Source organism: Planctomycetia bacterium (assembly GCA_016795155.1).
GTDB lineage: Bacteria > Planctomycetota > Planctomycetia > Gemmatales > HRBIN36 > JAEUIE01.
Genome location: JAEUIE010000025.1, coordinates 75545 through 100661, shown reverse-complemented (window position 1 = coordinate 100661; position 25117 = coordinate 75545). Strand labels below are relative to the sequence as shown.

Here is a 25117-nt window from a genome sequence, read left to right as displayed (position 1 = left end):
AGCGATATAGGAGATAGTCATGTCTATCGCACTTCTGCTGCTCACCGGTCTGATCGGTATCCAGCAAGACAAACCCCCAAGCGCGGATGAGATCATGCAGCGAGTGCGGCAGGCAATGAATTTCTCGCTGGAGAAAATCCCTGAAGCTGGCCTGATTCTGGAAGGCAAATACATTTCCGGAAGCGGTATTCGGGGCAAGATACGAATCCACTTCAACCGCCAGGGCCACTTCCTCCAGCAGAAGGATTCTGTACTCGGAACCACGTTATTTGGCTATGACGGCAAAGATGTCTGGGAGAAAGACTACGATGGGGCGTCCGACCTTCTGGAACCGAGCAAGCCTCGGCTAAGTCTGCTTTGGGGAGTTCTCAACTCCGGTCTCTGGATCGACAAATCTTCCGGAATGACCTTCACTTTCGCCAAGGATTTAGCCTTACCCGATCAGTATCTGTTGCAATTCTCTCACGAACTCAGCCAGCTCACAGGAACCATCAGCATCGACAAGAAGTCGTTGCTTCCCCAAAAATGCAAGTTTACAGTCGAAGGCGAGTATTGGACCATAACGTGGAATGAAACGTTGAGTTATGAGGGCATGAAATTGCCACGGAACATCGAAATCGCGATAATTGCGGCAGGTGATACGAAGCATAGCCATCAATGGGACTCGGCGACAGCCGCCACCAAAACGAGTGATAACCCATTCCGGCCCCAGATCTCTCCCCCCACGAATGTGACGTTTGACGCCAGCAAAACCGCACTACTGGAAGTAAAGAAGTCCAATTCGGGCGATTTGCTGGTTCGCCCCCTCGTCAATGGCCAGGATGTTGGCTGGTTTCTTCTGGGCAGCGGAACGGCAGGCAATGTCCTTCATGTGCGAACTGCCAAGAAGCTGGGACTGGATACCTACGGTGAAGCGGAGTTACGAGCCGTCGGCGGGAAAGTGAAAGCCTACTGGAGCAGGCCGAAAACGATTTCCCTGGGCCGTATGATACTTCATGACCCGCTCGTATTTAACAAGGAGCTTTCGGAGGAACTCGATGATGCCAGTGGTGTTCCCATTGCCGGGATCATCGGCCAGGGAACGTTCCGTTGCAGTGTCATCGAACTCGATTATGTCACTTCTCAAGTCGCTCTTTACGACCCGAAAACCTATGAGCAGGAACGAGGCAAGAAGAACTGGCAGAAGCTCCACGTTTCCAGAGTCCTCGGCGTGGAAGCCGAATTCGAAGGGCACAAGGGAGTCTTCTACCTCACCTATATCCCAACAAATATGGTATCCTTTCATTCCCCGGCCGTGAAGAAGATGAACCTGCTCGAGGGCCGTGAACTCAAAGACATTATCAACAGGGGCGGGGAACTGGCAGCCAAGACGGGTAAGCTGAAGTATTTCGAGATTGGCGGCCATCGCCATGAGGATGTGGCAGCCCTTTTCCACACTTCCGAAACTGGTCCTTCCAGCGATCATGGTACCATCGGGTCTATCGGTGTCGAACTGCTGAAGCCGTTTCAGATCGTGTTCGATTATCAGAATCGCCGGATCGCCTTCGTGAAGCGTGATGCGAAAGTCCCGTAGGGTGCATGGGTGCCACTGGCTCGGTACTCCGTGCCAGTGCTTGACTCTCGCGAACACCTAAAAACTACACCCAGCATACGGTGCTAAGCCTAGCGAGTTATCTTCGTAAGTGCTTCATGATGCGGTTAGTCTAGCACCGTTACGGAGTACCGAAACGGTGGCACCCGGCACCCGTTCGATGTTACATCAGGCAGGCTGCAGTGCTGGTCTGCCTTTCCACTGCACAAGCACCATCATGATTAAACCTGCAACAAACAATCCCAGGCTTATGGCTTGCGAAATGGTGAAGTTGCCGATGTATTCGGGATTATCAAGACGCAACTGTTCAATGAGATAGCGGTTTACCGCATAGGTCATCATCAGTAACGCCATCACAGCACCTTCCCGGCGGCGAATAGAATAATAGGTCAACAATAAGACACACAAAATAACCCCATCGAGTGCCATCATCAGTTGCGTGGGAATCAGTGGCAAACTTGGCGGCGGAACAAAGGACAATGGAACACTTTTGCCTTCACGCTTTACGGTAACCTGCATGGTTTCATAGGGTTTCACCGTCAGCAGCGCATCCATCAGTTCTTTTCTGGTCAGAGTGACTTTCTGGTTAATCGCTTCGATGACGTCATTCACCTGAAGCCCTGCCTGCTGAGCAGACGAGCCGGTATCAACTGCTTTCACCATGCAATCATCTGCCTGGGTCGTTCCCAGTTGAAAGCCGTAGGTGGTTTGCCAGCCTCGCATCCAGACGACATCGCTGTGTGGGTTGCTGTTGGCTGGAAATTGAACTGTCATCGCGGATGGAAATGCTACCGGATCAGCCATGTCGCCATAACAACAGCCATTGAGGAAACATCCCAAGCGACCAAAGGCAATACCTAATGCAATGGATGGTGCAAGCCAATCACCAATCTGCAGGGTTCGAACCTTGTTGGGTTTAGCAATGGTTTTCCAGGCAATCCAGTAGCCAATCAGGCCGCCTGGGATCGAACCGTAGAGCACCAGCCCGCCTTCCCAGATTTTGAAGAACTGGAAGATTCCATCCATGAAGTCTTTGGGTGGTTTCTGGTCCACAAACATGGAAAGCAGCCTGGCGCCGATGACGCCAGCGATGAAAATATAAAGCCCTACATCCCAGGGAATGGATGATCGGTAGCCTTCTTTTTTTGCCTGACGGCCTGCCAGCCAGGCTGCGGAGATAAATGCCAGCACCAGCATCAGCCCAAAGCCAAAGACGGGAATATGACTGTTGCCCCAAGGCAAAGGTATGGTGAAGAGAACTTGTCGCATCCAATTCGCACCTGAAAAACGTAACACTTTTACCTTACATAACCCGACCGTTTTTAACTATGTCAATTGGCTCCAGCAACTCGGCTTGTGTCTGAAGAAAAAGCTGTTATAGGGCGTACGTCAGACGTTCGGGGGAAAAGTTCTGACAAGTTGCGGGGGATGCCTGTTCATGATGACAACCGAATGTATCCAGCGGGTGATGCACGATGAACGCATCACTTATGGACTGGCTGATCCGGAAGCACGTGTGCTGGTGGAATGGCTTGTCAACAAAGCGGAAAGTATCCCAGAATCTGATCTGCGCGAAGAGGATATGCAGTGTGCGTGGGAGTTATGTTATCGCCGGGCTAAAGTGCTCAGGCAGGTTGTTTCACTCTGGTGCTATCGCGGACGACCTGAAGCAGCGATTCAGTTAGCAGCCTCGGAAGGCATGTCTGAGTTCCTGCCCGATGCTTCGGTGGAAGAGCCAGTGGATATCATGCTGACCCTGATGAAACAGGAACCTTATTATCTTCGTTAATTTCACTAGCTGACAGTTGGCACTGCTCAGGTTATACTCATCCGTACGGAAGATATTACCTACCTGAGCATCATCATGAGAAACCTGTTCGTTGCCTGCCTGGTATCTGCATTCTGTTACTCCAGTTTAATCGCGGAAGACAAACCCTGGCTGGAGATTCTAGCTGGACAAGGCCCCGGTGCAGGCAAGCACATCGTGTTCATCAGTGGCGATGAAGAGTACCGTTCGGAAGAAGCGTTGCCTCAACTCGCCAAAATACTGGCGAAACATCATGGCTTCCGGTGTACCGTTCTCTTCGCCATCGATCCCAAGGATGGAACCATCAATCCCAATGTTCGTGACAATATCCCAGGCACCCAGACATTGGCTGATGCTGACCTCATGGTGATTTTCACCCGCTATCGCGATCTGCCTGATGAACAGATGAAACCCATTGCCGACTATATTCAGTCTGGCAAACCGGTGGTGGGAATGCGTACTGCCACCCATGCCTTTAACATGGATACGAAGAAACCTCGCAGCTACATGAAGTTTTCCACCACTGGACAGGAATGGAAGGGTGGGTTCGGCAAGCACATTCTCGGTGAAACCTGGGTGAACCACCATGGCCAGCATGGCAAGCAGGGAACTCGAGGCCTTTTGGTAAGCAATCAGAAAGAACATCCCATTCTGCGAGGCATTGCTGATGGTGATATCTTCGGCACGACCGATGTCTATACGGTGAATCTGCCTTTGCGATCTTCGTGCCAACCTCTCGTCATGGGTGAAGTCACTGAAACCCTGGAATCCACTTCTGCTGGAGTGAAAGGAAAACTGAACAATCCGATGATGCCGGTAGCATGGACTAACAGTTACACCAGCGACTCAGGCAAAACAGGAAGAGTTTTTACGACGACGATGGGCGCCTCTCAGGATTTAGCCAGTGAAGGTACACGACGAATGTTAGTCAACGGCTGTTACTGGGCGGTGGGGTTGGAGGACAAGATACCTGCCAAAAGCGAGGTGACGATTGTTGGTGAATTTAAACCAAGCCCATTCAAATTCGATGGGCATGTCAAAGGAAAGAAGCCGGCGGATTACGGAAAGTAAATCAGAAGACAAACGCCAAATACCAGACGTAGAGTACGGTGCTCATACTGATAAAACAGAGGAAGACTGCGGCATAGAGCGGGATCAAAGCTCCAGCAGGGTTTCTCTCGGTCGTTACATTCAACATTGCAGTACGGAGAGAGTTCTCTAATGGAGTCCAGAGTGCCTTATCGCCATTCCATTTCAAAGTAACGCAGAATAGGGATGGAGTAGGATCGATATCTATCAGAAGCTGCTGATTGTTGAAACTGATGTGGCCTGCCACCATCAGGTACGGAACCGATATGCTGTCGAGAGCCTGGCGAAAGACTCTTTCAAAAGCTGTTGCTTCAATGTTGTAGATCACCAGGCTCTGTTTTCGGGAACGCAACCAGAGCATGGCGAGGAGAATCAGAACCGCCAGATAGATTGCATAGGCAATGGCATACGTTGAAAAACCTTTTTCTGCGGTGCGGGAAATGATCCAGGTAAACGGTCCAATCAGAAAAAAACCTGACAGGGCGAAGAGCAGCAGCCAGGTATCCGATTTGCCTGTGAGAACATATGGTTGCTTCTTACGACCAACTTCGAAGCCGAGCCAAAGTAGGTAAATAGTTAATGGAAGCAGGATCAACGCCCATTCAAAGAGTGATGGGGTAATCCGCAGCAACAGGGCAGTCATGGCATCCAGGGTTAACCATCCCATAGGCGATATCTTATGAAAGATGTTATAAACACCTCTCTTGATTCGACAGATAAGTGAACAGGCAATTTACTGGAAGACAGGAGCACGGGTGGAACCCAACTGGTACGTTCTGGTGCGCACCTGGGGACCGATGGTCTACACAACGGCGTGCCGGGTGTTGGGAAATGCTGCGGATGCTGAAGACGTCGTCCAGGATGTCTTTACCGAAGCAGTAAAGCAGTGGAAGAACAAAACGGTAAGGAATTGGGGTGGCTGGCTGCGACGGATGGCGGTCTGTCGGGCCATTGATCGACTTAGGCAACGGCGGCCCAGCCCAGCGCTCGATAGCGTAGCTGAGCCAACCCATTCGCTGACCCCCGATGTTGCAATGGAAAACAGAGAACTCGGTGAACAGCTGCGTGAATCGCTACAGCAGTTAAGTGAGCATGAAGCAGCTGTCTTCTGCCTGCGCTACTTTGAAGACTTGTCTTACGACGAGATCGCGAAGACGCTTGATATGGAAACGGCTGCCGTGGGTATGACCCTATTTCGGGCTCGCACCAAGCTTGCTACGCTCATGGAACCCATCTGGAAGGAGGTTTGATCATGAACACTGCTGAGAACTCCTTCGATGATCGGCTGACCGGGGCATTGCAGAAAGCAGTGGACCAGATTAAGGAACAACCTGTTTCCAAAGCTGCCATCCGCAGAATGGTGGATCGGATCGAGAACTGGCCTGAACCAATGATCCTCAAACGTCGCAGGCAGCGCCGGTTCTGGCTGGCAACAAGTCTGGCAGCGAGCATCACGTTGTTCATCGCATGGTTGGCTTGGCCGAACGACAGTTGGGCCGAAGTTGTGCAGGCCATGCAGCAGAAGCAGTGGATCAGAATGTCCTCTACAATTGGTGGATACCCCAGTGTGAACTGGATCAGCCTGCCACGAGGCATTCTCGCCTGGCGAAGAGGCGATGCGGTCTATCACGATTCCAAGCTGAAAGTCATCTACCGTTACGATGATTCGGCCAAGACGATCTTTCGCCTGCCTGAAGACGATGAATCACGTAAGTCGTTGCTGGCCACGAACAGGTTATTCACCGACATTCTGCAGAACAAGAATGAGTTGGAGGGCACGATTCAACGACGCCTGGAAGTGGTTCATCAGGAACGACACGACATCACCAGCAATGGCAAGAAGTTGACCGAGTATCATCTTCAGTGCCAGATGCAGGACAACAAAGATCAGCGTGTAACCATGATCTTTCAGGTGGATCCAGGCACTCATTTAGCTCAGAAGCTCATCATCAAAAACCTGACGCCACGCAGCAAGGATGAGCCGAATGAGTTGCAGTTTCAGATCGACTATCCCGAACAGGGGCCGCTCGATATCTACGATCTGGGATTCGCGAAAACCATCAAATTAGTTGACAGCTACCCCAATGAAGGCCTGGCGCATATTGTTGATGTGATTCGTCAAAGTCGTGATAATTTCGATGCATATCGGGGTGTCTTTGTCCGAGGCAATACTCCCTATGTGTTGATTTGGCGTAAGGAGAGTAAGTGGCGGATCGAAATGTGTAAGAACTTTTACATGGCTAAGCCGCCCGCTCAGTTAGAAGATCCGACAGCATGGTGGCTGGACGAAGCGAAGAAGGCGGAATGGATGACGGTGGAAGTTTGTGATGGTAAGTTTGTTTACACGCAGGATGCGCAGAACCATCTGCTTAATGAAAGAGGCATTGAAAAGTATAAGAAGCAAACCTTCTCAGCATCAATAGATTGGGACCGTGGCTATGCCCGCAACTATCTACCTGAGATCATCGGCTATCCACTTCCCCAGATCGGAACTCAGATTTACACCGTAGAAGTCAAGCCTCACCAGGAGAAAGGACTTGAGGGAACCACACTCATCCATTCAAGGCTTTCAAAAACTGTATCTCAGTCTTCTGCCCGTCTTCAGCGTTACTGGGTTGATCCGACCCGTACTTATCTCGTGATGCGTTATGACATTGGCGAATGGGATGATAAGAATCAACCATTGCTCTGGAGACAAGTCGAGAAGCTCAATCGTAGTCCTTCGGGAATCTGGTATCCTGAGGTGGTTAAGGGTGTTGGGTTTGTCTCTGGGCATTTCTACCTCGACTTCAAAGCCAAGCTCGATAACAGCCTGTTTGAACCCAAAGAGCGGAAGAAGTAGTGCTCTGTCGCAGTTAAGAACATGATGATTATTTTGTCAGCCCCTGATTAGGGGCTGCTTCCCTATTCTCATTTCTCAAGGTCGTGAAGCACTAGCTACCGCCCTCCATTCCCCTAAAACAGCTAACGTCCTACTCTCGCTTTAACACGGAGTCACCCTCTCATGGCTGGTCAGAAAATCACCCTCACGGATGGCAAATTGAACGTACCCGATAACCCCATTATTCCTTTTATTGAAGGTGACGGCACAGGCGTTGATATCTGGAAGTCCTCCGTGGCAGTCATCGATGCTGCAGTGAACAAAGCCTACGGCGGTAAGAAGAAGATCGAATGGATGGAAGTGCTGGCAGGCGAGAAGGCCTTCAAGCTGAAGAACGATTGGCTGCCTGAAGAAACACTCACCGCCTTCCGCGATTATCTGGTCGGCATCAAAGGCCCGCTGACGACTCCCGTTGGCGGCGGGATCACTTCGCTCAACGTTGCATTGCGCCAGAAGCTGGACCTCTACGTCTGTCTGCGCCCTGTGCGTTACTTCAAGGGTGTACCCTCACCTGTGAAGACACCGGAGAAAGTCGACATGGCGATCTTCCGCGAGAACACGGAAGACATCTATGCAGGCATTGAGTTTGAAGCAGGCACCGATCGGGCCAAGAAGGTGCTGGAGTTTCTCAAGAAGGAGTTCCCCAAGGATTTCGCCAAGATTCGCTTCCCCGATACTGCAGGCATCGGCATCAAGCCTGTTTCGCAGGAAGGTACAGAACGCCTGGTGCGTGCAGCAATCAAGTATGCCATCGACTTGAAGCGCAAGTCGGTGACGTTCGTGCATAAAGGCAACATCATGAAGTACACCGAAGGCGCCTTCATGAAATGGGGCTATGCTCTGGCAGAGCGTGAGTTTGGCGACAAAGTCTACACCTGGCAGCAGTGGGAGAAGACCAAAGCAGCCAAAGGTGAAGATGCCGCCAATGCCGAGCAGAAAGAACAGCTCAAAGCGGGCAAGATTCTGATCAAGGACTCCATTGCCGACATCACCTTGCAGCAGGTGCTGACTCGCCCTGATGAGTTCGATGTGATTGCAACGCTGAACCTGAATGGCGATTATCTCTCGGATGCGCTCGCTGCCCAGATCGGTGGCATCGGCATCGCTCCTGGAGGGAACATCAACTATGTGACAGGCCACGCCATCTTCGAGGCCACCCACGGCACTGCTCCGAAGTACGCCAACCTTGACAAGGTGAACCCTGGCTCGGTTATTCTCTCTGCGGAGATGATGCTCCGCCACCTGGGCTGGCACGAGGCAGCTGACCTCATCATTAAGGGTATGGACGCTGCCATCGAGCAGAAGACGGTGACCTACGACTTCGCCCGATTGATGAAGCAGGAAGGACACAACCCCAAGGAAGTGAAGTGCAGCGAGTTCGGCCAGGCGATCATCAAGAATATGTAATAGGGCCGCGCACGAAGTAAGCAGCTGCGACCCCAAACGTTCTTGACACTTTCACGACATGCCTCGACCTCTGGTTGAGGCATTTTTTTCAACCACTTTGTCGGATCACGATCAAAATTGCTAAGGCGATTGAGGCTGAATCACTAGCCTACAAAAGAAGTTAAGAACTCAACGGATCAATCAAGAAAGTCAATTTTTACTTCTTCCCCTTCAACTTCGTCATCAACACCCGAAAGTCATCGCGACCTCGCAAACCTGCCAGGTTTTTATCATCTTCCATGGCTTTCACAACATTCCACCCCTTTTCGCTGGCCTGTTGCAAATAGCCCATGGCTTTGTCTGCCTCTGCAATTCCATCGCTGCCATTTTCTTTCTTGAGCTGTGCCAGTTGCGCCCAGGCCAGGCAAAGTTCAAAGGTGTTCTCGCCATCCAGAGGCAGCAGCTTTTCCCATTCAGCGAGTGTGGCAATGCATGAAGCCATCGAACGCTGGCCATGTTCATGACGGAAGCGAAGCAGGTACATGACACTTTCCAGATCTTTGTTTGCGGGCTGCCCCTTCGTGCGTTGCAGACAGTCGTTGATCAGGGGTACTGCCTCGTTGCTGCGATTCAGATCAAATAGACATGTGATGTTCGACTGCAGACATACCAGTGTTTCTGCATGATCCTTGCCCAAACGTTTCTCGTGGAGAGGCAGAGCACTGCGAACTATGTCGTACGCTTCGCTGGTACGGCCCTGGGCATTGTAGCTGAACGCCAGGTTTCGCATGGTTTTCAAAGTATCGGGATGGTCCTGTCCCAGGGCGACACGCCTTGCATCAAGCACCTTCAGATGTATAGGTAATGACTCCGTGTATTTACCCAGATGATCAAGGTAGACAGCCAGGTTGCTCAAGGTTGCCAGGGTGTAGACATTCGTTGCTCCATGATGCTTTTCCTGCAGAGCCGCTGTTTCCTTCAACATCTCAATGGCTTCGTCACGCTTTCCCAGTTGATAATTGGTCAGAGCCAGATTGGTCATGGATATCAGAGTGAATGCATGGGTGGCACCCAGTTTCTGTTTTGCCAGCCTGACGACATCTTCCCGCAGTTTCATGACATCGCTATGTCGCCCCAGTTTCTCATAACTGGCTGACAATGCACTCATGGCACGCTGAGTGAGGAGTTCATCCACTCCCAGTGTTTCCAGGCAAGTGCGGTAAGCCTGCTCTCGCCACTTGAGGGCAGGTTCCTGTTGCCCCAGGGAAGACTGCACCTTGGCGAGTTCCAGCATGGACTGAATGGTCTGCCTGTCAGTTGAGCCAAGGTGTTTTTCATTGAGTTCTCTGGCTTGCGACAATTGCTTTTCAGCCAGGGCATAGTCGCCCAGGAACCAGAATGACTGACCGAGCGTTAATCGCAGCCTTGCTTCAATCACAGGCTGTTTGCTGAATTCCTCGCTGATGAATTGCAGTGAACCGTCCAAGGCATCGCGCAGCTTGACGTTATATCCTTTCCCGCCTTCCCAATTCTCCGGTCGGGCAGCGGCGATTACTCTGTTCAGCATGAAATCGAGAATAGATTGCGTTTCCATTTCCTTTGCAACCGCTTTTTCCCGCTGAGCTTTCTCTGCGAGCTTGGCGCGATGTTCTTGATCTGCTGACTTGACTGCTTCCGCTTCCTTGGCAGCAGCACGGAGAAAACCCCAAGTCGATGCAATGATTCCCGCGAGCAAGACGGAGACAACAATCAATGCTGCCCACAGTGTATTTCGCCAGCGTTTCCTTTGTTCTTGAGCATAGACTTCCGCTTTGGCCCGTTGCACTTCCGCCTGCTTTACTCGGTCATCGGCCAAGGCTCTCAATCGGGCAACTTCTTTGGCAACCTCTCCGCCATCCAAAGGACGTTCACCGCGTTGCACGGCCAGGCAGCGTTTGGCCAGTGCGATGAGATCAGGATCACCCTGGCTGGAATCGAGCCGTTCGAAGCAAGGCGTGATCATACCGAGTGCCGCCAGCATCCTGGTAGCATCAGGATTTTCTCCAACAAAGGGAGGTTGCCCGGTCAGCATAGTAGCGAGGATGCCACCCAAACCAAAAACATCAGCGCGCGTATCGAGTTGTTCATTGGCCCCCAGAGCCTGTTCAGGTGCCATGTATCCCGGCGTACCCAATACACTGCCTGCCGCGGTGAGGTTTGAGTTGCTGGTTCGCACTTCACTTTCATCTGCAGCCAGTGTGATGAATGGATCCTGTTTTTCAAATTCCAGATTGCGTTGCTGGACATCGGGCTGAATATATTTGGCTAATCCCCAGTCCATAACCTGTACTTCACCAAACGCACCAACCATGATGTTATGTGGCTTGAGATCGCGGTGGATGACATGGTGGGCATGGGCGTAACCCACTGCCTGACAGATGGATTCAAAGATCCCCAGATAGTTTTCAGGAATGATGTGATCGCCTTTGACAATACTTCTATCTGTCTTGGATTTCTTGTTCCAGATAATCTGGTCCAGTGTGAAACCACGGATGAGTTTCATGACCAGAAAGGGACGCCCGTTTGCCAGACGGCCTACTTGATGGACTGCTGGTATGCCGGGGTGTTGCAACTGCCCGGTGATGCGAGCTTCTTCGAGAAATCGCAGTGCATGAGTTGAAGTGCTGGTGTAACGATTCTGCAGAAACTTGATGGCAATATCACGATCAAAGGCGAGATCGCGGGCACGGAAAATCACTCCCATGCCGCCACGACCGATTTCTTCGACCAACTCAAATCCGTCGAGTTGCTGCATTTCTTGTTCAGCAGCAACTGTTCCCTGTTTTTTTTCTTTAGCTGTTCCGTTTCCCTCCGAAACAGAATCCATGTTCCTGGTATCGGAGGCAGTTTGTTGATCACCAGCATTCATGGAAAGCAAATCAAAAGAAAACAGTCACCAACATGGAAACTGTTCACAGCAACTCCTTGGAATTGCTGCGAACCAATCTATGTATTACTTTTTGGGGTTGGCGGCTGAAACGATGGGGTTGGCGGTGGATGTAGCCTGCGTGCCACCCAATGGTGGTTTCTTATCGCTACCACAACCTGCCAAGCCACAACACAATACGAGAGCCAGGGTCATTGATACCAGTCGCATGGGCGGAGCACCTTTCCTATGAGTTGTATTACTTGAGACCATTCCATCGAATAGCCTCTTCCAGTAGTGCTGGTGATCGTAGCAAGAGAATATGTCCAAGTACAGTAATTTTTCATTAATCGAATGGTTCGTATCGTGACCATGCATGATGAAAGAGAAAAGTGCAAAGTTCATCGCATTCAGAGAGTTGATCTGTTAAATTGCACGCATCAAACTTGATGGTTGAATCATGCGATTGTTGATAACCGGAGCTTCTGGTCATTTGGGGCAGCGGCTGGTCAAAGCTGCCTGCAAAGCGGGATACCAGGTAACTGCCTGGACATCTCCGCGGCACGGCTCGCTATTACCCATGAATCTTGATGCACGGTTCATGCCTGTGGAACTGACAGATCCAGAACAGGTGGCTGCGGCATTCTGTCAGGCGAGACCACTTGCTGTTATTCATGCTGCAGCGTTATCCACCATTGCAGAATGTTATCGTGATCCGGTGAGAGCTTTCCGCATCAATGGAGAAGCTACCAGACAATTGGTGGGATTATGTGTGGCAGGTGTTACCCGATTGATCTATGTCTCTACGGATCTGGTATTCGATGGGAGTCAGGGGAATTACAGTGAGCACGATCCACCCTGTCCACAGACACTCTATGGCAAATCCAAGCTGGATGGGGAACGAGTTGTGTTGCATCATCCTGGACATCTCGTGTGCAGACTGAGCCTGCTGGTGGGTAAAGGGACAAAAGAAAGAAGATTGTTTTTCGATCAGCAGGTGCAATCACTCAGGCAAGGTCAGCCTATACAGTTATTCACTGATGAATGGAGAACACCACTGGGCATTCAGGCTGCTGCAGAAGCGTTGATCCGACTTGCAACCAGTGACTATTCTGGGCTATTACACCTGGGAGGACCGGAGCGGCTTTCGCGATATGAAATGGGTTGTACCCTGGCAAACTTGCTTGGCGTCTCCACACAACTCGTGCAGGGGGTTACACAGACATCCATGAAGTCTTCTGAAACTCGGCCTTCTGATGTATCACTCAATAGTCAGGCCTGGCGTAGTCTGTTGCCTGATTCTGCGTGGCCTGGCTATTCTGAAGTCGTGCGACAGGAATGGGGCACTTCCTGATCTATCCTTGCAGCAATGAACCGCGTAACAGCATCATGATGGGTTCGGGTTAACAAGTGCCCGGCACCAGCTACGATTTCACATGCACCAGATACGCAAGCCGGAAAGAACGGATCTTTTTCGCCATGAAGGTGGTGAACTCGCACGTCCGTTGAATGCCATTGTGACTCCCATCGCAAAACAGCATGCAGGCCCCATTTAACAAACGGTATCTCGCGGTGATGCAGATGTTTCATCAAGGATCGAACCGTCGAAGGGATAACAGGGTTCGCCAGGGTAAGCCCGAGTTCTGAAACCAGGCTGGCAGTATTCCAGGGCAGAATCTGCGATAAAGCAGCCAGCGAACGAACCTTTCTGAGCCAGGGTGTCATCTGCTTATGCGAACGGCCACATGCGAACAGGAATAGTGCATCGGGGTTGATGTAGCGTGACATTTCGAGTGCAATGATTCCGCCGAGGGAGGAGCCACCCAGAAAGAATGGTTTACCTGGATTTATTTCACGTGCGAAGCGTTTTGCATACTGTTGGAGCGATTCACCAGACAAAGGCTCGATCCAGTTCGGAACTACCAGTTGAGGAAATGCCTTCTTCTGTTCGCGATACATCCGTGCATCAGCACCCAGACCAGGCAAAAGAATAAGTGGTCTTGTGCTTACTGCGTTCATGACTTGGATCGGGCGGCCAGGAGAAAACCATCTGCACGGTAGGGAGCCAGCCAGCGTTGGCCCGTGTAACGTCCGTGAGGGTCGCTGGCACTGATATATTCCAGTGTATCAAACACGAACCCGGCGTAAGCCAGCGTGTCCTTGATTTCAGGAACAGTGAACAACTTCATCTGCAGATTGCTGACACCTCGATGGAAAGGCAACGTCATGACTGCATTCTGTGAGTAAAGCGTTTTAATGCCTTGCAATGGCCAGCGATTATGAACATGAAGCAGCAATACACCTTGTGGTATCAGTATTCGATGCACCTCACTCAGCAAAGAACTACGGACGTCAGCAGGGTGTAACATGCCCAAAGTGCCAAACAAACAGAGAGCTGCATCGAAAGATGCATCAGCGAAAGGTAGCGCTTCACCGAGATTAGCCTGTACACACGTTGCATCAAGCGAATGCTCAGTCAGCCTCTGCCTTGCTTTTTCCAGCATGGTTTCCGACAAATCAACACCGGTGCATTTAAATCCACGTCTGGCAAGAGGGAGAATACTACGTCCTGGACCACAACCGAGATCAATCACCTTGCAGGGCGTTGTGAGTTGTTGTTCCACGAAGCGTTGATCTGCTAACGCGAAAGGCGAAGATTCCACATGCTCCAGATATTGATTAGCCACTTGTGGTTCATGGAGATATTCCCACAAGCCTGGCGTTACACCACGGGGCAGTTGCCAGTCTGGAGGACGAGTGGACATCTTTGAACAGTCGCAAGCCTTAACGGAACATCACGAATCAGGGTATATAATAGTTGAAAAGGAGTGATGATGCATTCTCTTCCAGATTCCAGCATCCAGGCATTAAAAGCTCAGCATTATCAGGCGACTCTGGTCAGCAAACGCATGGTGCATGATGAACTGGCGATCTTGAGGGTTAAGCCAGACCATCCGATCATGCCACATCGTGCAGGCCAATACACCACTCTGGGTCTTGGCGCCTGGGAGCCTCGTCATCCACTATCTGCACCAGAAAATCTCACTGAAGAAGCATTATCGCGACTCATTCGCCGGCAATATTCGCTGTCTCATCCTTTGCTTGATACTTCCGGCCAACTTATTCAGAATCCTTTGACTGAACTCGAATTCTATATCGTTCTGGTTCGAGGTACTGAAACGGCAGAAGAAGTGCCCGCGTTGACGCCACGGCTGTTTCAACTGGAAGAAGGTGCACGGCTGTTTGCAGGAGACAAAATCACCGGATTCTACACGTTGGACAGCATTTCGCCTGATGAAACGATTCTCTTCTTTTCTACCGGCACCGGAGAAGCACCGAATAATTACATGTTGTGGGAACTGCTGCACCGAGGACATACTGGCAGGATCATCTCAGCCTGCTGCACCAGGCTGGCTCGTGATCTGGCATATCGGGAAGTACATGAAGCATTGATGCAGAAGTTTCCGAATTACAAATACCTGGCGCTGACTACACGGGAACCTGCCCAACTCAGCAAACGCTATCTGCAGGATCTGGTAACCTCAGGCGAATTGGAGCACCAGCTTGGACATGCCCTGCAGCCGGAACATACGCATGTTTACCTGTGTGGCAATCCGCAGATGATTGGTGCACCCAAGGTGGATAAACAGACGGGTGTTAAAACATTTCCTGATCCAGTTGGCCTGGTGCAAATCCTGGAAGAGCGGGGATTCCGTGCCGATTCACGGGTACTGAAAATCAAAGGGAACCTTCATTTTGAAGAGTACTGGTAATCTGCTGCAGCAGTTGCTTTTCGAGCCAATACCAGCCCCCTTTTCCAGGCCTGCTGATAAAGCCCAGATGTCCGCCAAACGGCGTCAATTGAATGGTTACCGATCTGGATCGAGGTGATTCCCGAATGGGTATCGGATCGATCATAGGATCATCTTCTGCCGAAAGGATGTGTGTTGGAATGGTGATACGTGACAAGACATGTCTGCTGCTGGCCTTCTCGTAATATTCTTCCACTCCAGAATATCCGATGCTGGGAGCTGTATAAATGTCGTCAAATTGTCTGAGTGTCAGCGATCGGGACAATTCAGGCAATTGCTGCTGATGAAACCTGGCCCGTTGCTGTGCCATTTCAATCAGTTCGGCCACAAAGCGCTTTTCATAGACGGCATTCTTCGGCAAGGATAAAAGCTGTGAACATTTCTCCAAGTCGACTGGTGGAGAAACCGCATAGATTTTCTTCAACTGGGGAAACTGTTGCTGTTCTACTTCACCCGCCAGCTTCAGAACGATGTTGCCACCCAGTGACAGCCCAATCAAAAACAATGGGGAAGTGGGAGACCATTTATTGACGGTTTCCAGCACATGAACAATATCAGCAGAACAGCCGGCATGATATGGCTTCTTTGCTTCAGGCAGACTTTCACCACTGCCTCGCAGGTTGATGCGGACCGTGCGGAACCGATGGCGGAAAAATTCCCAAGCCAATCGCAACACACTTCCGGAAGTATGCGAGCCACCCAGCCCATGCACAATCATGATTATCGGTTGACCTGGTTGCCAACTCGTCGGGATTGAATCATGAATATGAAGACAATCTCCATCAGGCAGAACCAGTCGATGGAGAGTGGCCTGCAGTGCTCGCTGCCAGCGGCGCAACAAGTAACCTACGATGGTCTGGTGATGGCCAGAACGGAATACAGGAATTGGTGTGAAAACGTCAGTCATGGTTGTCAAGTTTGACCTGTTATTCCCATTACGATAGTTAAGATCACTCTTAATACCAATGTGCCAGGCACATGAACTGAGCTTGGCAGGGATTTGGTCTATTGTTATGATGATTCCAGAGCGTTTGAGAAGCTATGCGCTCCGCAATCCAAGGAAGGAGCACACGGATGAAGCGATCCCTGCGATTTACTCTGGCGGTTTATGGAATATTTCTGCTTGCCAGCCAGCTTTCAGCACAAACACCGATAGCTGACCCCTACATAACGCAGGTAGTATCACCCTATGGATATGTAGCCCAGGGTAGCCCTGCGCCGTTTACCTCCATTGCAGGTCGTCCAGATACGCTTTACTACCAGTTTGGCGGCGGCCTGGCAGTGCCTGAAGACGATGGATATGCGAATCTGTCTTTGCCCTTCAATTTCAGATTCTTCAATTCCACTATTCCTGCGGGTAATCCCATTTTTGCCTCAGCTAATGGGTTCCTGGTATTTGGTACCACCAGCACCACTGTGATTCCTGTCAACCTGATGACAGAGCCAGCCTCGTTTGGCAACCAGCCTGCCATTGCGCCCTTTTTCGATGACCTGATTGCACGTGGCATGCAAATGGGCGGGCCTGGATTATATGTTCAATTGACGGGTACCCCCGGTAATCAGAAAATGACTTTCGAATGGTCTGCCATGCAGCATTACAATAATGGCAAACCATCGAATCTGGTCAGCTTCCAGGTCAGCCTGAATGAAAGTGATGGCAGCATCGTATTCAATTACGATAATACGGTGTTCGGCAACACCTCCGACATGGGACAACTGGCGACGGTTGGCATTCGGGACACCACCTTCAACAATCCACCTGATAATGTGGTTCAATGGGGGTTCAGTCCAGGATCCAAGAATGGTGAAGGCATTATGCTCGGAGCGAGCAACTTCCAGATCAGTTTCGGCGGCGCTGCGGTGCCTGAACCTGCCAGCCTGGCCATGATTTCACTGGCGGGAATCAGCATGACAGGTGTGATGTGGTATCGACGCCGCAAGGCAAAACGAACTGCTGTTACAGCAAGACGCTGAGTGAACAGAATCCGGGTAACTGCTAAAGGGGCCATTCGCGGCCCCTTTTTCACTTCTGATAATTCACTCACATACTCACTCTAAGCTTCTCCTGACACGTCTAACAGGGTAGATTAGCCATATCAAGATTGGTCTTTACCCTGGCAACGACATGTTTTTCAATATCCGGCCAGTTCTCGGTCTGCTGATTCTTCTGCCCATCACCCAGATGGTCCGAGCGGATGATCCACCTAAAAATCAGCCCGCCCCCGATGCCACCAGCGGGCTGGTAATTTCCCAACAGTTGATGCAGCAGAAGCTGGCTCAAGCTGATGCCAGGCGCACTGCACAACGACTCGAAACCATTCTGAAAGTACTTTCGTATCACCAGTTGGATTCTGCCGCTGAGCAGAAGATCATGAAGGAAGCTGCAGCATCACTGCAGACTCTGAGCCGGGACCAGATGGAGCAGATACTGAAGCAATTTGAATCAGCATCAAAATCAAAGACTCTGGTTGAGATGGATAAGCAGCTTGACCAGGCGCAGGACAAGCACAAGGTTGTGCTCGACCAGATTCGTACACTTCTTTCCCGTTTCGAACTGGTTCGCAATGTAGAACAAGCAGCCCTGCGGCTCGATAAACTCTCACATGAACAGCGATTGCTCCGTGAGTTGGTTTTAAATGTAGAACAACAGCGCAAAAGTGGCGCTGCCCCACGTCGCAATTCACGCTTCGATTCTCCCCAGCAACATGCCATGAGGCAGGATGACCTCACGCGCGAAACGGACGTCGTGTTGCAGAAATTGCGGGAAATGAAATCCGATTTGCCTGATGAATTAAAGCCCCGGCTGGAAAAGGTATTTGCCATCGCCAATGAACGTCACATGCTGGAAAGCATGCGCGAAGCAGCTAATCATTTGCGATTCCGTAATCCGCGTGAAGCTGAAGATCGACAGATGCAGGCAGAGAATGACCTCGCGAGACTGGCTCGCACGCTGCGCACTCCTGCTGATAAGCTCGGCGTACTGCAGGAAGCCCGCAGCAGGGCCGAACAACTCTTTCAACTGCAAAACCAACTTCGTCAGGAAACTCTTGCTGAGAAGGACCCCAGGCAGAAAGATACCAAGCAGAATCAGTTCAATGACAAGGAACAACTTTCAGCTCGCCAATCGGCTCGGCAGCAGGAAGTGCTCATTCAGACACGCGATCTGAAAGAATTGATTCAGGAGATCACCAAAGATACGGCGGCAGTCTTGGATCAGTCTGTACAGGCTATGCAACTGGCTAAACAGTCACTGCGAGATGGACAAGCAAATAAAGCACTTGAACCACAAATACAGGCAACTGATAAGCTGGCACAAGCCAAAAAGACACTGGATGAACTGTGCGCAACAGAAGAGAAGGCACAGCGTGATCCCCTGGCAGCTCTGCGACGTGCCATCGAACAAATTGACAAGATCATTGCCGATCAGAAGCAATTGCAGAAACAGACCAACGACGTGATGCAGAATACATCTTCAGACTTGAAACCGCTGGCACCCAAACAGCAACAACTGGCAGAACGCACCGAAGAAATTATTGCCAAGCCACTGGCAACCCAGCCAACGACTAAACAGCTTATCCAACAAGCTGCTGAATCGATGCATGTTGCCTCTGAACAGTTGCATTCTCAACAGGGAGATCCTGCCAAGGCACAGCAGGCTAAAGCCATCAAGGAACTGCAGCAGGCACGTGCTGCATTGGAAGCTGAAGTGCAGGCCATGAAGGAACGCAGGGAGCAGATTGATCAACTGGAACAGGCCGCCAAGCAGTTGCAGGATCTTGTCAATAAGGAAACCGAAATCAACAAGGCAGTTCAAGAAGCTGGCAAGGAAAACAAATCTGCACAGAACAAAGATGCTCAGGAGAAACTGGCACAGGAACAGGATGTAGCTAAAAAGCAGACTGATCAACTGACCAAAGACCTGAAACAGGCATCACCGGAAGCCTCCCAGAACACGACAGAAGCCAGTCAGCAGATGCAGAAGGCTTCACAATCCATTCGCAAGAATGATTCACCACAAGCTGCCAAGGAAACAGGAGAGGCAGTTCAACAACTGCAGAAAGCTCAGCAGAATGTCAGCGATGCTCTCGCCAAAAAGCAGGCTGAAGAAGCTGCAGCAGAAGCCATGCAAAATCCGGACAAGATCATGCCCGCGGAAGCAGCAGTACACGTTGCCAAGGCTTTGATGGAGAGTCAGCAGGCAGCGAAGCACTCAGCCCAGGCAGAACAGGATGCTTCCAAAAACAGTCAATCCATGAAACAGTCTGAAGCCGCCACTAAATCGGCCCAGGCGGCCATCGATCAGGCCAAGGCCATGTCACCGGAAAATGTTCAATCCTCGCTGAACAAAGCCCGCAACGATCTGGAACAGGCCAAGAAAAATCTGGACCAGCAAACTCCATCACAAGCCAAGAATCATCAGGAAATGGCATCCAAACAGTTGACCCAGGCCTTGCAGTCTCTGCAGCAAACACTGGCTGCCATGGAAAAAATGCAGGGTAATGAGCAGAATGCTCAGAATCAGGAACAGCAGCAAGGAAAAGAAGGGCAACAGGGTAAACAGCAGGCCAAGAATCAATCGTCGCAAAACAAGAGTGACCAGTCCGCCCAGGGTGATGCCAAGGAAAAGAAGCAATCAGGCGACCCAACGCAGAACGGCGAACGAGATGGTAATGCCAAATCCGAAAAGAACAACGTGCAAGGTAGCAGCACTTTTGTCAATCTGCCTGCCAGGCAGCGTGAACTGATCATGCAGGCGTTGAGCGAAAAGCTGCCTCCCGAACATGCAGCGCAGATTCAGCGCTATTTTGAAAACATTGCTGGTGGAAAAGCTGCCAGCGAACCCCGCAAAAAGTAAGCAGAACCATTACCATGAAGCATGTGCTGGCTACCCTGGTTTTGATGATAGTTGTGCCTCTGTCTGTGCTCAGTTTGCCACCAGATAACGAAGTGAAACTGTCGCCAGCAGGAAAGCTGGCATGCAAGAAGGCACTTGTCTGGCTTGCAAGCAAGCAGAACCCCGATGGTTCGTGGAGCGAATCCCGCTATCCGCACAATACCGCCATCACTGCGTTTGCGATTCTGGCATTCATGTCGCAGGGGCATGTTCCAGGCCAGGGGGAATATGGACCGGTGGTAGCCAAGGGAGCACGGTTTCTGATCAGCTCTCCCCGCGCGGAAGGTGATGGTTATCTGGTTGGCCGTGGTGGCAACATGTATTGCCACGGCATGGCAACCCTGGCGCTGGCTGAACTCTATGGCATGGGCCATGATGAAGAACTCAAGCCTGTGCTGGAGAAAGCACTGGACCTGATCATCCGTTGTCAAAGTCCACAGGGTGGCTGGCGATATGATCCCAATCCGCATGATGCTGACATCTCTGCCACCATCATGCAGGTGATGGCCTTGCGCGCTGCCAAGAACAGTGGCCTCAATGTGCCTGATGTAGTGATGCAGCGTGCATTGCAATACGTTGATGCCTGCCGGGATGCAGCATCAGGTGGCTATAACTATCAGCCTGGACAGAAGCATCCCGGGTTTGCAAGAACCGCTGCGGGTGCCTGCATTCTGCAACTATGTGGCAAATACGATCATGAGCATGTTGCCAAGGCTATCGAGTATCTGCAGCGGGATACATCAAAAGAGCGGCGATTTCGGGCACGTGAATACTTCTGGTATGGTCACTACTATGCTGCCCATGCCATGCATATTGTCGGCGGCGAGGCTTGGAAGAACTGGTATTCCGATATCTGTTCGGTACTGTTGCCCCGACAGGCACCGAGCGGCGCCTGGGAATCACAAGACCTGGAGGGAAACCCTCCAGGTCCAGTGTATCAGACAAGCATTGCGGTTATTATTCTCTCAACGCCGCTGAGCTATCTGCCTATTTATCAGCGATGATCTGGCAGTCTACTTAATGGCTTTCATATTAGGCTGGGTATCGTGACGGAACAGGTCTTCGTCGTGAACCGAGAAGATGTTGCTTTCCGTCAGGAAATCCGGAGTCGTTTCGAGGGCTGACTCATCACGCAGCGTTGGACGCGGTACCGAGGATACATGAGTTAGCCCAGGCAGATGGGGAGTTGCAGCCTGAACTACTGGTGCAGGTACAACCGGACGCACGGTTTGAGCTGGCGCCGAGGAGGTAATTACCGTACCTGTTTTCAAGGTGGTAGGAGCGGCATCCTGGCAATGGAAGCGGAATGCAAGCGGCCCTACTTCAAGGTAATCGCCATCCTTCAGTTCATACTCACCACCAATAAGGAAACGATGATTGATGATGGTACCATTACTGCTGGCATAGTCACGAAGGAACATGCGTCCATCAGGATGAGACACGATCGCACAATGCAAACGGCTGATGTCAGTACTCGCAGGTCGCAGATGACACATGGCATCGCGGCCAATGCGAAACTCCTGAACCATGATGGGAATCACTTTTCCGTGATTGGTCCCACCAACACAAAGCAAGGATTTGTTCATAAATCACCCAAAGCATAGCAATTTCAGGCGAATCTGTTTCGGCGAAAAATTATTATAACGGTTAAAGTTTACCATTACCACTGGAATTGTTTAAGAAGTTCATTTATCGACTTTAGCCCAGAATTCATACTCGATTTATCCAGAATGACCCGCATTTTCACTTTCCAGCGCTCTTTGGCATCCGGACCGGCATCGATGAGATAGACCAGTCCTGCCTGCTTGCTATTTCGGTCTGGTCCTTCAGCTAACTCGATAACAGCAACGGACTTATTGTCGATCGTGATCGGTTCCTTTTTCGCCACTTTATCTTTGCCATAACTCTGTGCAAGCTGTTCCACTTCAAGCTGAACTGCTTCATCAAACTTGAGGTCCTGCAACTTGGTCCAGGTGACGATGACATCAACGCCTCCAAACGCCTTCCTTAAGGCAACGTGAGGCACTTGGACGGTATTCCTGGTATCAACCAGTTCCCACTCTTTATTCACCTTGAGGGAGCTTTTGGATGCCTCGTGCTTGAAGGTATCACCTTCCTTGACCAGACCATCACTTTTGGGAGGCTGGGCATATGCGAAGGAGGTAACTGCAAGAACTGTAAGGCTGACGAGAATGTATGCTTGTTTCACAATCGAACTCCCTATGGGTTCACACAGTGACGAAGAGGTTTGCCGGAAATCCCGGCAAGTAAATTTTCAGCAGCAATAGTAGCCATGGCATTGCGCGTTTGCACTGTGGCGCTGGCGATATGTGGCGCCACGATGATATTGGGCAACCGCAAAATGGGATTAGCAGGATCAGGAGGTTCAGGATCAGTGACGTCCAGACCTGCAGCAAAGATAGTCCCCTTCTTGAGTGCCTCACACAGCGCAGGTTCATCGTGAATGGGGCCACGGGCAGTGTTGATGAATACCGCCGTTTTCTTCATCTGCTTGAAGCGAGCGGCATTGAACAAATGTCTGGTAGATGGATTCAGGTCAACATGCACCGAGACAAAATCGCTTTCAGCCAGTAGCTGATCGAGTTCAACCTGCTTCGCATTCAATTGTTTGTCGGCATCTTCATGAGGAATCAGGTTGGTGTAGAGAACATTCATACCCCACCCACCGTGGCAACGTTTTGCCATCGCATAACCAATTCGGCCCATGCCGACAATGCCGATGGTTTTGCCTGCCAGATCAAGTCCGATGTGACCGAGCGGTTCCCAGGTTTTCCATTCCCCGGAAAGAGAATATTGATGTCCTTCCACCAGCCTGCGGGCGGCGGCTATCAGCAGGCAAAAGGCAATGTCTGCAGTGGCATCGGTCAATACGCCCGGCGTATTGCCAATACGAATTCCGCGAGCAGTAGCTGCCTTTACATCAATGTTGTTGTAACCTACTGCGAAATTGCTGACAACTTTCAGCCTGGGACATGCCACAAAAAATTCTTCATCAATCCTGTCTGTAAGCAGACTTAATACACCGGCACAATCTGCTGATCGTTGCTTGAGAATTTCGTAAGGTGGTGGCAATGGTTCAGACCAGATATCCATATCGCACTGGCCTTGCAATAGCTGCAGACCAGCATCTGGAATTCGACGAGTAACAAAAACACGAGGCAACGCCACAAAGATGCTCCCACGAGAGTCAAACCAGTGAGGAGATTGTAAACCAGTCATCATAAAATGTCATGGCCAAGATGAGTCAGATGGGGTGGAATCAACCCGAACAGGCGGTAAACCATGCACAATAAGAACGAAATGGGGCGAATCAGAGCATTGGAAATATGGCAGGCGGGTGTAAATGCCGTGCAACCAGCCCGCTGCATGCCTCACTTCCTCAGTACATTGGCTTCACAGGTGGGTCACTGGCCTCCCAAGAAAAGATATGTTGTAATTGGCGGTGGCAAGGCTGGAGCCGCTATGGCCCAAGCCACCGAGACATTCCTGCTGCAACAGGGCATCCCTGCTTCGAATATCAAAGGGTGGGTAAATGTGCCTGAAGGATCGCAACACCGATCTCTTCAGTGCATCCATCTGCACGCAGCCAGGCCTGTTGGCTATAACTTTCCCACTCCGCAAGCGGTAGCTGGCACCATCAAGATGCTGGAACTCGTTGATCAGTCACCAGCGGATGCGGTGATTCTGTGTCTGATTTCCGGAGGCGGGTCAGCCATCCTTTGTGCACCCGTGGCTGAGGTCTCACTGGAAGACAAGGTAAAAGTCAGTCAGCAACTCTCAGCAGCGGGTGCTTCCATTGGTGAACTCAATGCTGTCCGCAAACACCTTTCACAGTTCAAAGGGGGTGGATTGACTCGTCGCTGTTTTTCATCTCAAGGCAACAGACAGTTGATCAGCCTGATTATTTCTGATGTCATCGGCGATCCACTTGATGTAATTGCTTCTGGTCCCACAGCAACTGACCCCACAACCTTTGCAGAGGCCTTGGAGGTTTTACACCGCAAGGATTTGTTATCCCACGCTCCCGTTTCTGTTTTGAAGTATCTTGAGCAAGGAGCAGCAGGCAAACATCCCGAAACACTCAAAACACAGCCTGTTGAATCACCCAGGCTTATTCATCAGATCGTTGCCAACAATGCACTGGCAGTCCAGGCTGCTGCTGCACTGGCAGAGCGTATGGGTTATCAAGTTGAAACGATTGACAAGTGCTGGGACGGTGATGCGGTTGAAACAGGTCAGTGGATGGCTGAACATTGGCCAGTCGCTGATAGTACTTTGGCTCGCTGTATTATCTCCGGTGGTGAAACCACAGTGAAACTTCCCGCTCAGCCAGGCAAAGGGGGCAGGAATCAATCGATGGCATTGGCATTCTTATCAGCACTGGAGAAGAGAGGATTCAGCCAACCTGGTTTGTTCGAGAATATTACCTTACTCTGTGCTGGTACTGATGGTGAAGACGGACCAACCGATGCAGCAGGAGCTTTCGCAGACATGAGAATACTAGAGCTTGCTCACCAGCAGGGACTGCGAATCGATGAGTTTTTACAGCGTCAGAATGCCTATCCATTTTTTCAGGCCACAGGCGGGTTGCTCAAAACCGGATTAACAGAAACCAATGTCATGGATTTGCAGGTATTTATTCAGGGGTGAGGGGTCAGGGGGTAAGCGTAGAAAACGGTGAATTTTGAGTTCTCGCGCAAATGTTAATGGTTTTCACGTCTAGTGGGTATC

22 protein-coding genes are annotated in these 25117 nt (G+C 50.9%); 12 read left to right on the top strand and 10 right to left on the bottom strand.

The window, feature by feature from the left end:
• Positions 1-19: 19 nt before the first annotated feature.
• Positions 20-1573, top strand: coding sequence for a retropepsin-like domain-containing protein (locus JNJ77_10430; GenBank protein ID MBL8822993.1), 1554 nt, complete (start codon positions 20-22; stop codon positions 1571-1573).
• A gap of 186 nt (positions 1574-1759) precedes the next feature.
• On the opposite strand, the gene JNJ77_10425 is transcribed toward JNJ77_10430, so the two are convergent.
• Positions 1760-2860, bottom strand: coding sequence for a prolipoprotein diacylglyceryl transferase (locus JNJ77_10425; protein MBL8822992.1), 1101 nt, complete (start codon positions 2858-2860; stop codon positions 1760-1762).
• A gap of 169 nt (positions 2861-3029) precedes the next feature.
• On the opposite strand from JNJ77_10425, the gene JNJ77_10420 reads away from it, so the two are divergent.
• Together JNJ77_10420 and JNJ77_10415 are read left to right on the top strand one after the other, a co-directional pair.
• A complete protein-coding gene (locus JNJ77_10420; GenBank protein ID MBL8822991.1) occupies positions 3030-3380 on the top strand; it encodes a hypothetical protein in 351 nt (116 codons plus the stop codon).
• 75 nt (positions 3381-3455) lie between these two features.
• The gene (locus JNJ77_10415) at positions 3456-4469 is read left to right on the top strand and encodes a ThuA domain-containing protein (GenBank protein ID MBL8822990.1); all 1014 of its coding nucleotides are present in this window, start codon (positions 3456-3458) and stop codon (positions 4467-4469) included.
• Between the two features lies 1 nt (position 4470).
• Here the strand turns inward: JNJ77_10415 and JNJ77_10410 are convergent, their stop codons facing one another.
• Positions 4471-5154, bottom strand: a complete 684-nt coding sequence (locus tag JNJ77_10410; GenBank protein ID MBL8822989.1) for a hypothetical protein — start codon at positions 5152-5154, stop codon at positions 4471-4473.
• Positions 5155-5191: 37 nt separating this feature from the next.
• On the opposite strand from JNJ77_10410, the gene JNJ77_10405 reads away from it, so the two are divergent.
• From JNJ77_10405 to icd, 3 genes are all read left to right on the top strand, one after another.
• On the top strand, positions 5192-5737 hold the full coding sequence (locus tag JNJ77_10405) for a sigma-70 family RNA polymerase sigma factor (protein MBL8822988.1): 546 nt from the start codon (positions 5192-5194) through the stop codon (positions 5735-5737).
• 2 nt (positions 5738-5739) lie between these two features.
• The gene (locus JNJ77_10400) at positions 5740-7329 is read left to right on the top strand and encodes a hypothetical protein (protein MBL8822987.1); all 1590 of its coding nucleotides are present in this window, start codon (positions 5740-5742) and stop codon (positions 7327-7329) included.
• Between the two features lie 162 nt (positions 7330-7491).
• Positions 7492-8775 carry an NADP-dependent isocitrate dehydrogenase gene (gene icd / locus JNJ77_10395; protein ID MBL8822986.1) on the top strand — a complete coding sequence of 428 codons (1284 nt, stop codon included), beginning with the start codon at positions 7492-7494 and terminating at the stop codon, positions 8773-8775.
• 196 nt (positions 8776-8971) lie between these two features.
• On the opposite strand, the gene JNJ77_10390 is transcribed toward icd, so the two are convergent.
• Positions 8972-11620, bottom strand: a complete 2649-nt coding sequence (locus tag JNJ77_10390) for a serine/threonine protein kinase (protein MBL8822985.1) — start codon at positions 11618-11620, stop codon at positions 8972-8974.
• Positions 11621-11746: 126 nt separating this feature from the next.
• On the bottom strand, positions 11747-11890 hold the full coding sequence (locus tag JNJ77_10385) for a hypothetical protein (GenBank protein ID MBL8822984.1): 144 nt from the start codon (positions 11888-11890) through the stop codon (positions 11747-11749).
• 229 nt (positions 11891-12119) lie between these two features.
• Here JNJ77_10385 and JNJ77_10380 point away from each other — a divergent pair, with 229 nt between their 5' ends.
• Positions 12120-13013 (top strand): SDR family oxidoreductase, encoded by an 894-nt coding sequence (locus JNJ77_10380; protein MBL8822983.1) that lies wholly within the window; start codon positions 12120-12122, stop codon positions 13011-13013.
• Here JNJ77_10380 and JNJ77_10375 read toward each other — a convergent pair.
• Together JNJ77_10375 and JNJ77_10370 are read right to left on the bottom strand one after the other, a co-directional pair.
• On the bottom strand, positions 12974-13678 hold the full coding sequence (locus JNJ77_10375) for an alpha/beta hydrolase (GenBank protein ID MBL8822982.1): 705 nt from the start codon (positions 13676-13678) through the stop codon (positions 12974-12976). The genes JNJ77_10380 and JNJ77_10375 overlap by 40 nt on opposite strands.
• Positions 13675-14424 (bottom strand): class I SAM-dependent methyltransferase, encoded by a 750-nt coding sequence (locus JNJ77_10370; GenBank protein MBL8822981.1) that lies wholly within the window; start codon positions 14422-14424, stop codon positions 13675-13677. The genes JNJ77_10375 and JNJ77_10370 overlap by 4 nt, the downstream gene beginning before the upstream one ends.
• Positions 14425-14493: 69 nt before the next feature.
• Here JNJ77_10370 and JNJ77_10365 point away from each other — a divergent pair, with 69 nt between their 5' ends.
• The gene (locus tag JNJ77_10365) at positions 14494-15432 is read left to right on the top strand and encodes a ferredoxin--NADP reductase (protein ID MBL8822980.1); all 939 of its coding nucleotides are present in this window, start codon (positions 14494-14496) and stop codon (positions 15430-15432) included.
• On the opposite strand, the gene JNJ77_10360 is transcribed toward JNJ77_10365, so the two are convergent.
• The gene (locus JNJ77_10360; GenBank protein MBL8822979.1) at positions 15398-16378 is read right to left on the bottom strand and encodes an alpha/beta fold hydrolase; all 981 of its coding nucleotides are present in this window, start codon (positions 16376-16378) and stop codon (positions 15398-15400) included. The genes JNJ77_10365 and JNJ77_10360 overlap by 35 nt on opposite strands.
• A gap of 167 nt (positions 16379-16545) precedes the next feature.
• Between JNJ77_10360 and JNJ77_10355 the strand changes: the two genes are divergently transcribed.
• From JNJ77_10355 to JNJ77_10345, 3 genes are all read left to right on the top strand, one after another.
• Positions 16546-17445 (top strand): PEP-CTERM sorting domain-containing protein, encoded by a 900-nt coding sequence (locus JNJ77_10355; GenBank protein MBL8822978.1) that lies wholly within the window; start codon positions 16546-16548, stop codon positions 17443-17445.
• 151 nt (positions 17446-17596) lie between these two features.
• On the top strand, positions 17597-20326 hold the full coding sequence (locus JNJ77_10350) for a hypothetical protein (protein MBL8822977.1): 2730 nt from the start codon (positions 17597-17599) through the stop codon (positions 20324-20326).
• A gap of 14 nt (positions 20327-20340) precedes the next feature.
• Positions 20341-21369 (top strand): hypothetical protein, encoded by a 1029-nt coding sequence (locus JNJ77_10345; GenBank protein MBL8822976.1) that lies wholly within the window; start codon positions 20341-20343, stop codon positions 21367-21369.
• Positions 21370-21378: 9 nt separating this feature from the next.
• On the opposite strand, the gene JNJ77_10340 is transcribed toward JNJ77_10345, so the two are convergent.
• From JNJ77_10340 to JNJ77_10330, 3 genes are all read right to left on the bottom strand, one after another.
• Entirely contained in the window at positions 21379-21951 is a 573-nt protein-coding gene (locus tag JNJ77_10340) for an FHA domain-containing protein (protein MBL8822975.1), read from the bottom strand.
• A gap of 74 nt (positions 21952-22025) precedes the next feature.
• Positions 22026-22574, bottom strand: a complete 549-nt coding sequence (locus JNJ77_10335) for a hypothetical protein (protein MBL8822974.1) — start codon at positions 22572-22574, stop codon at positions 22026-22028.
• Between the two features lie 11 nt (positions 22575-22585).
• Complete coding sequence (locus JNJ77_10330; protein MBL8822973.1) at positions 22586-23554, bottom strand: D-glycerate dehydrogenase; 969 nt, start codon at positions 23552-23554, stop codon at positions 22586-22588.
• 114 nt (positions 23555-23668) lie between these two features.
• Between JNJ77_10330 and JNJ77_10325 the strand changes: the two genes are divergently transcribed.
• A complete protein-coding gene (locus tag JNJ77_10325; GenBank protein ID MBL8822972.1) occupies positions 23669-25036 on the top strand; it encodes a DUF4147 domain-containing protein in 1368 nt (455 codons plus the stop codon).
• Positions 25037-25117: the final 81 nt, after the last annotated feature.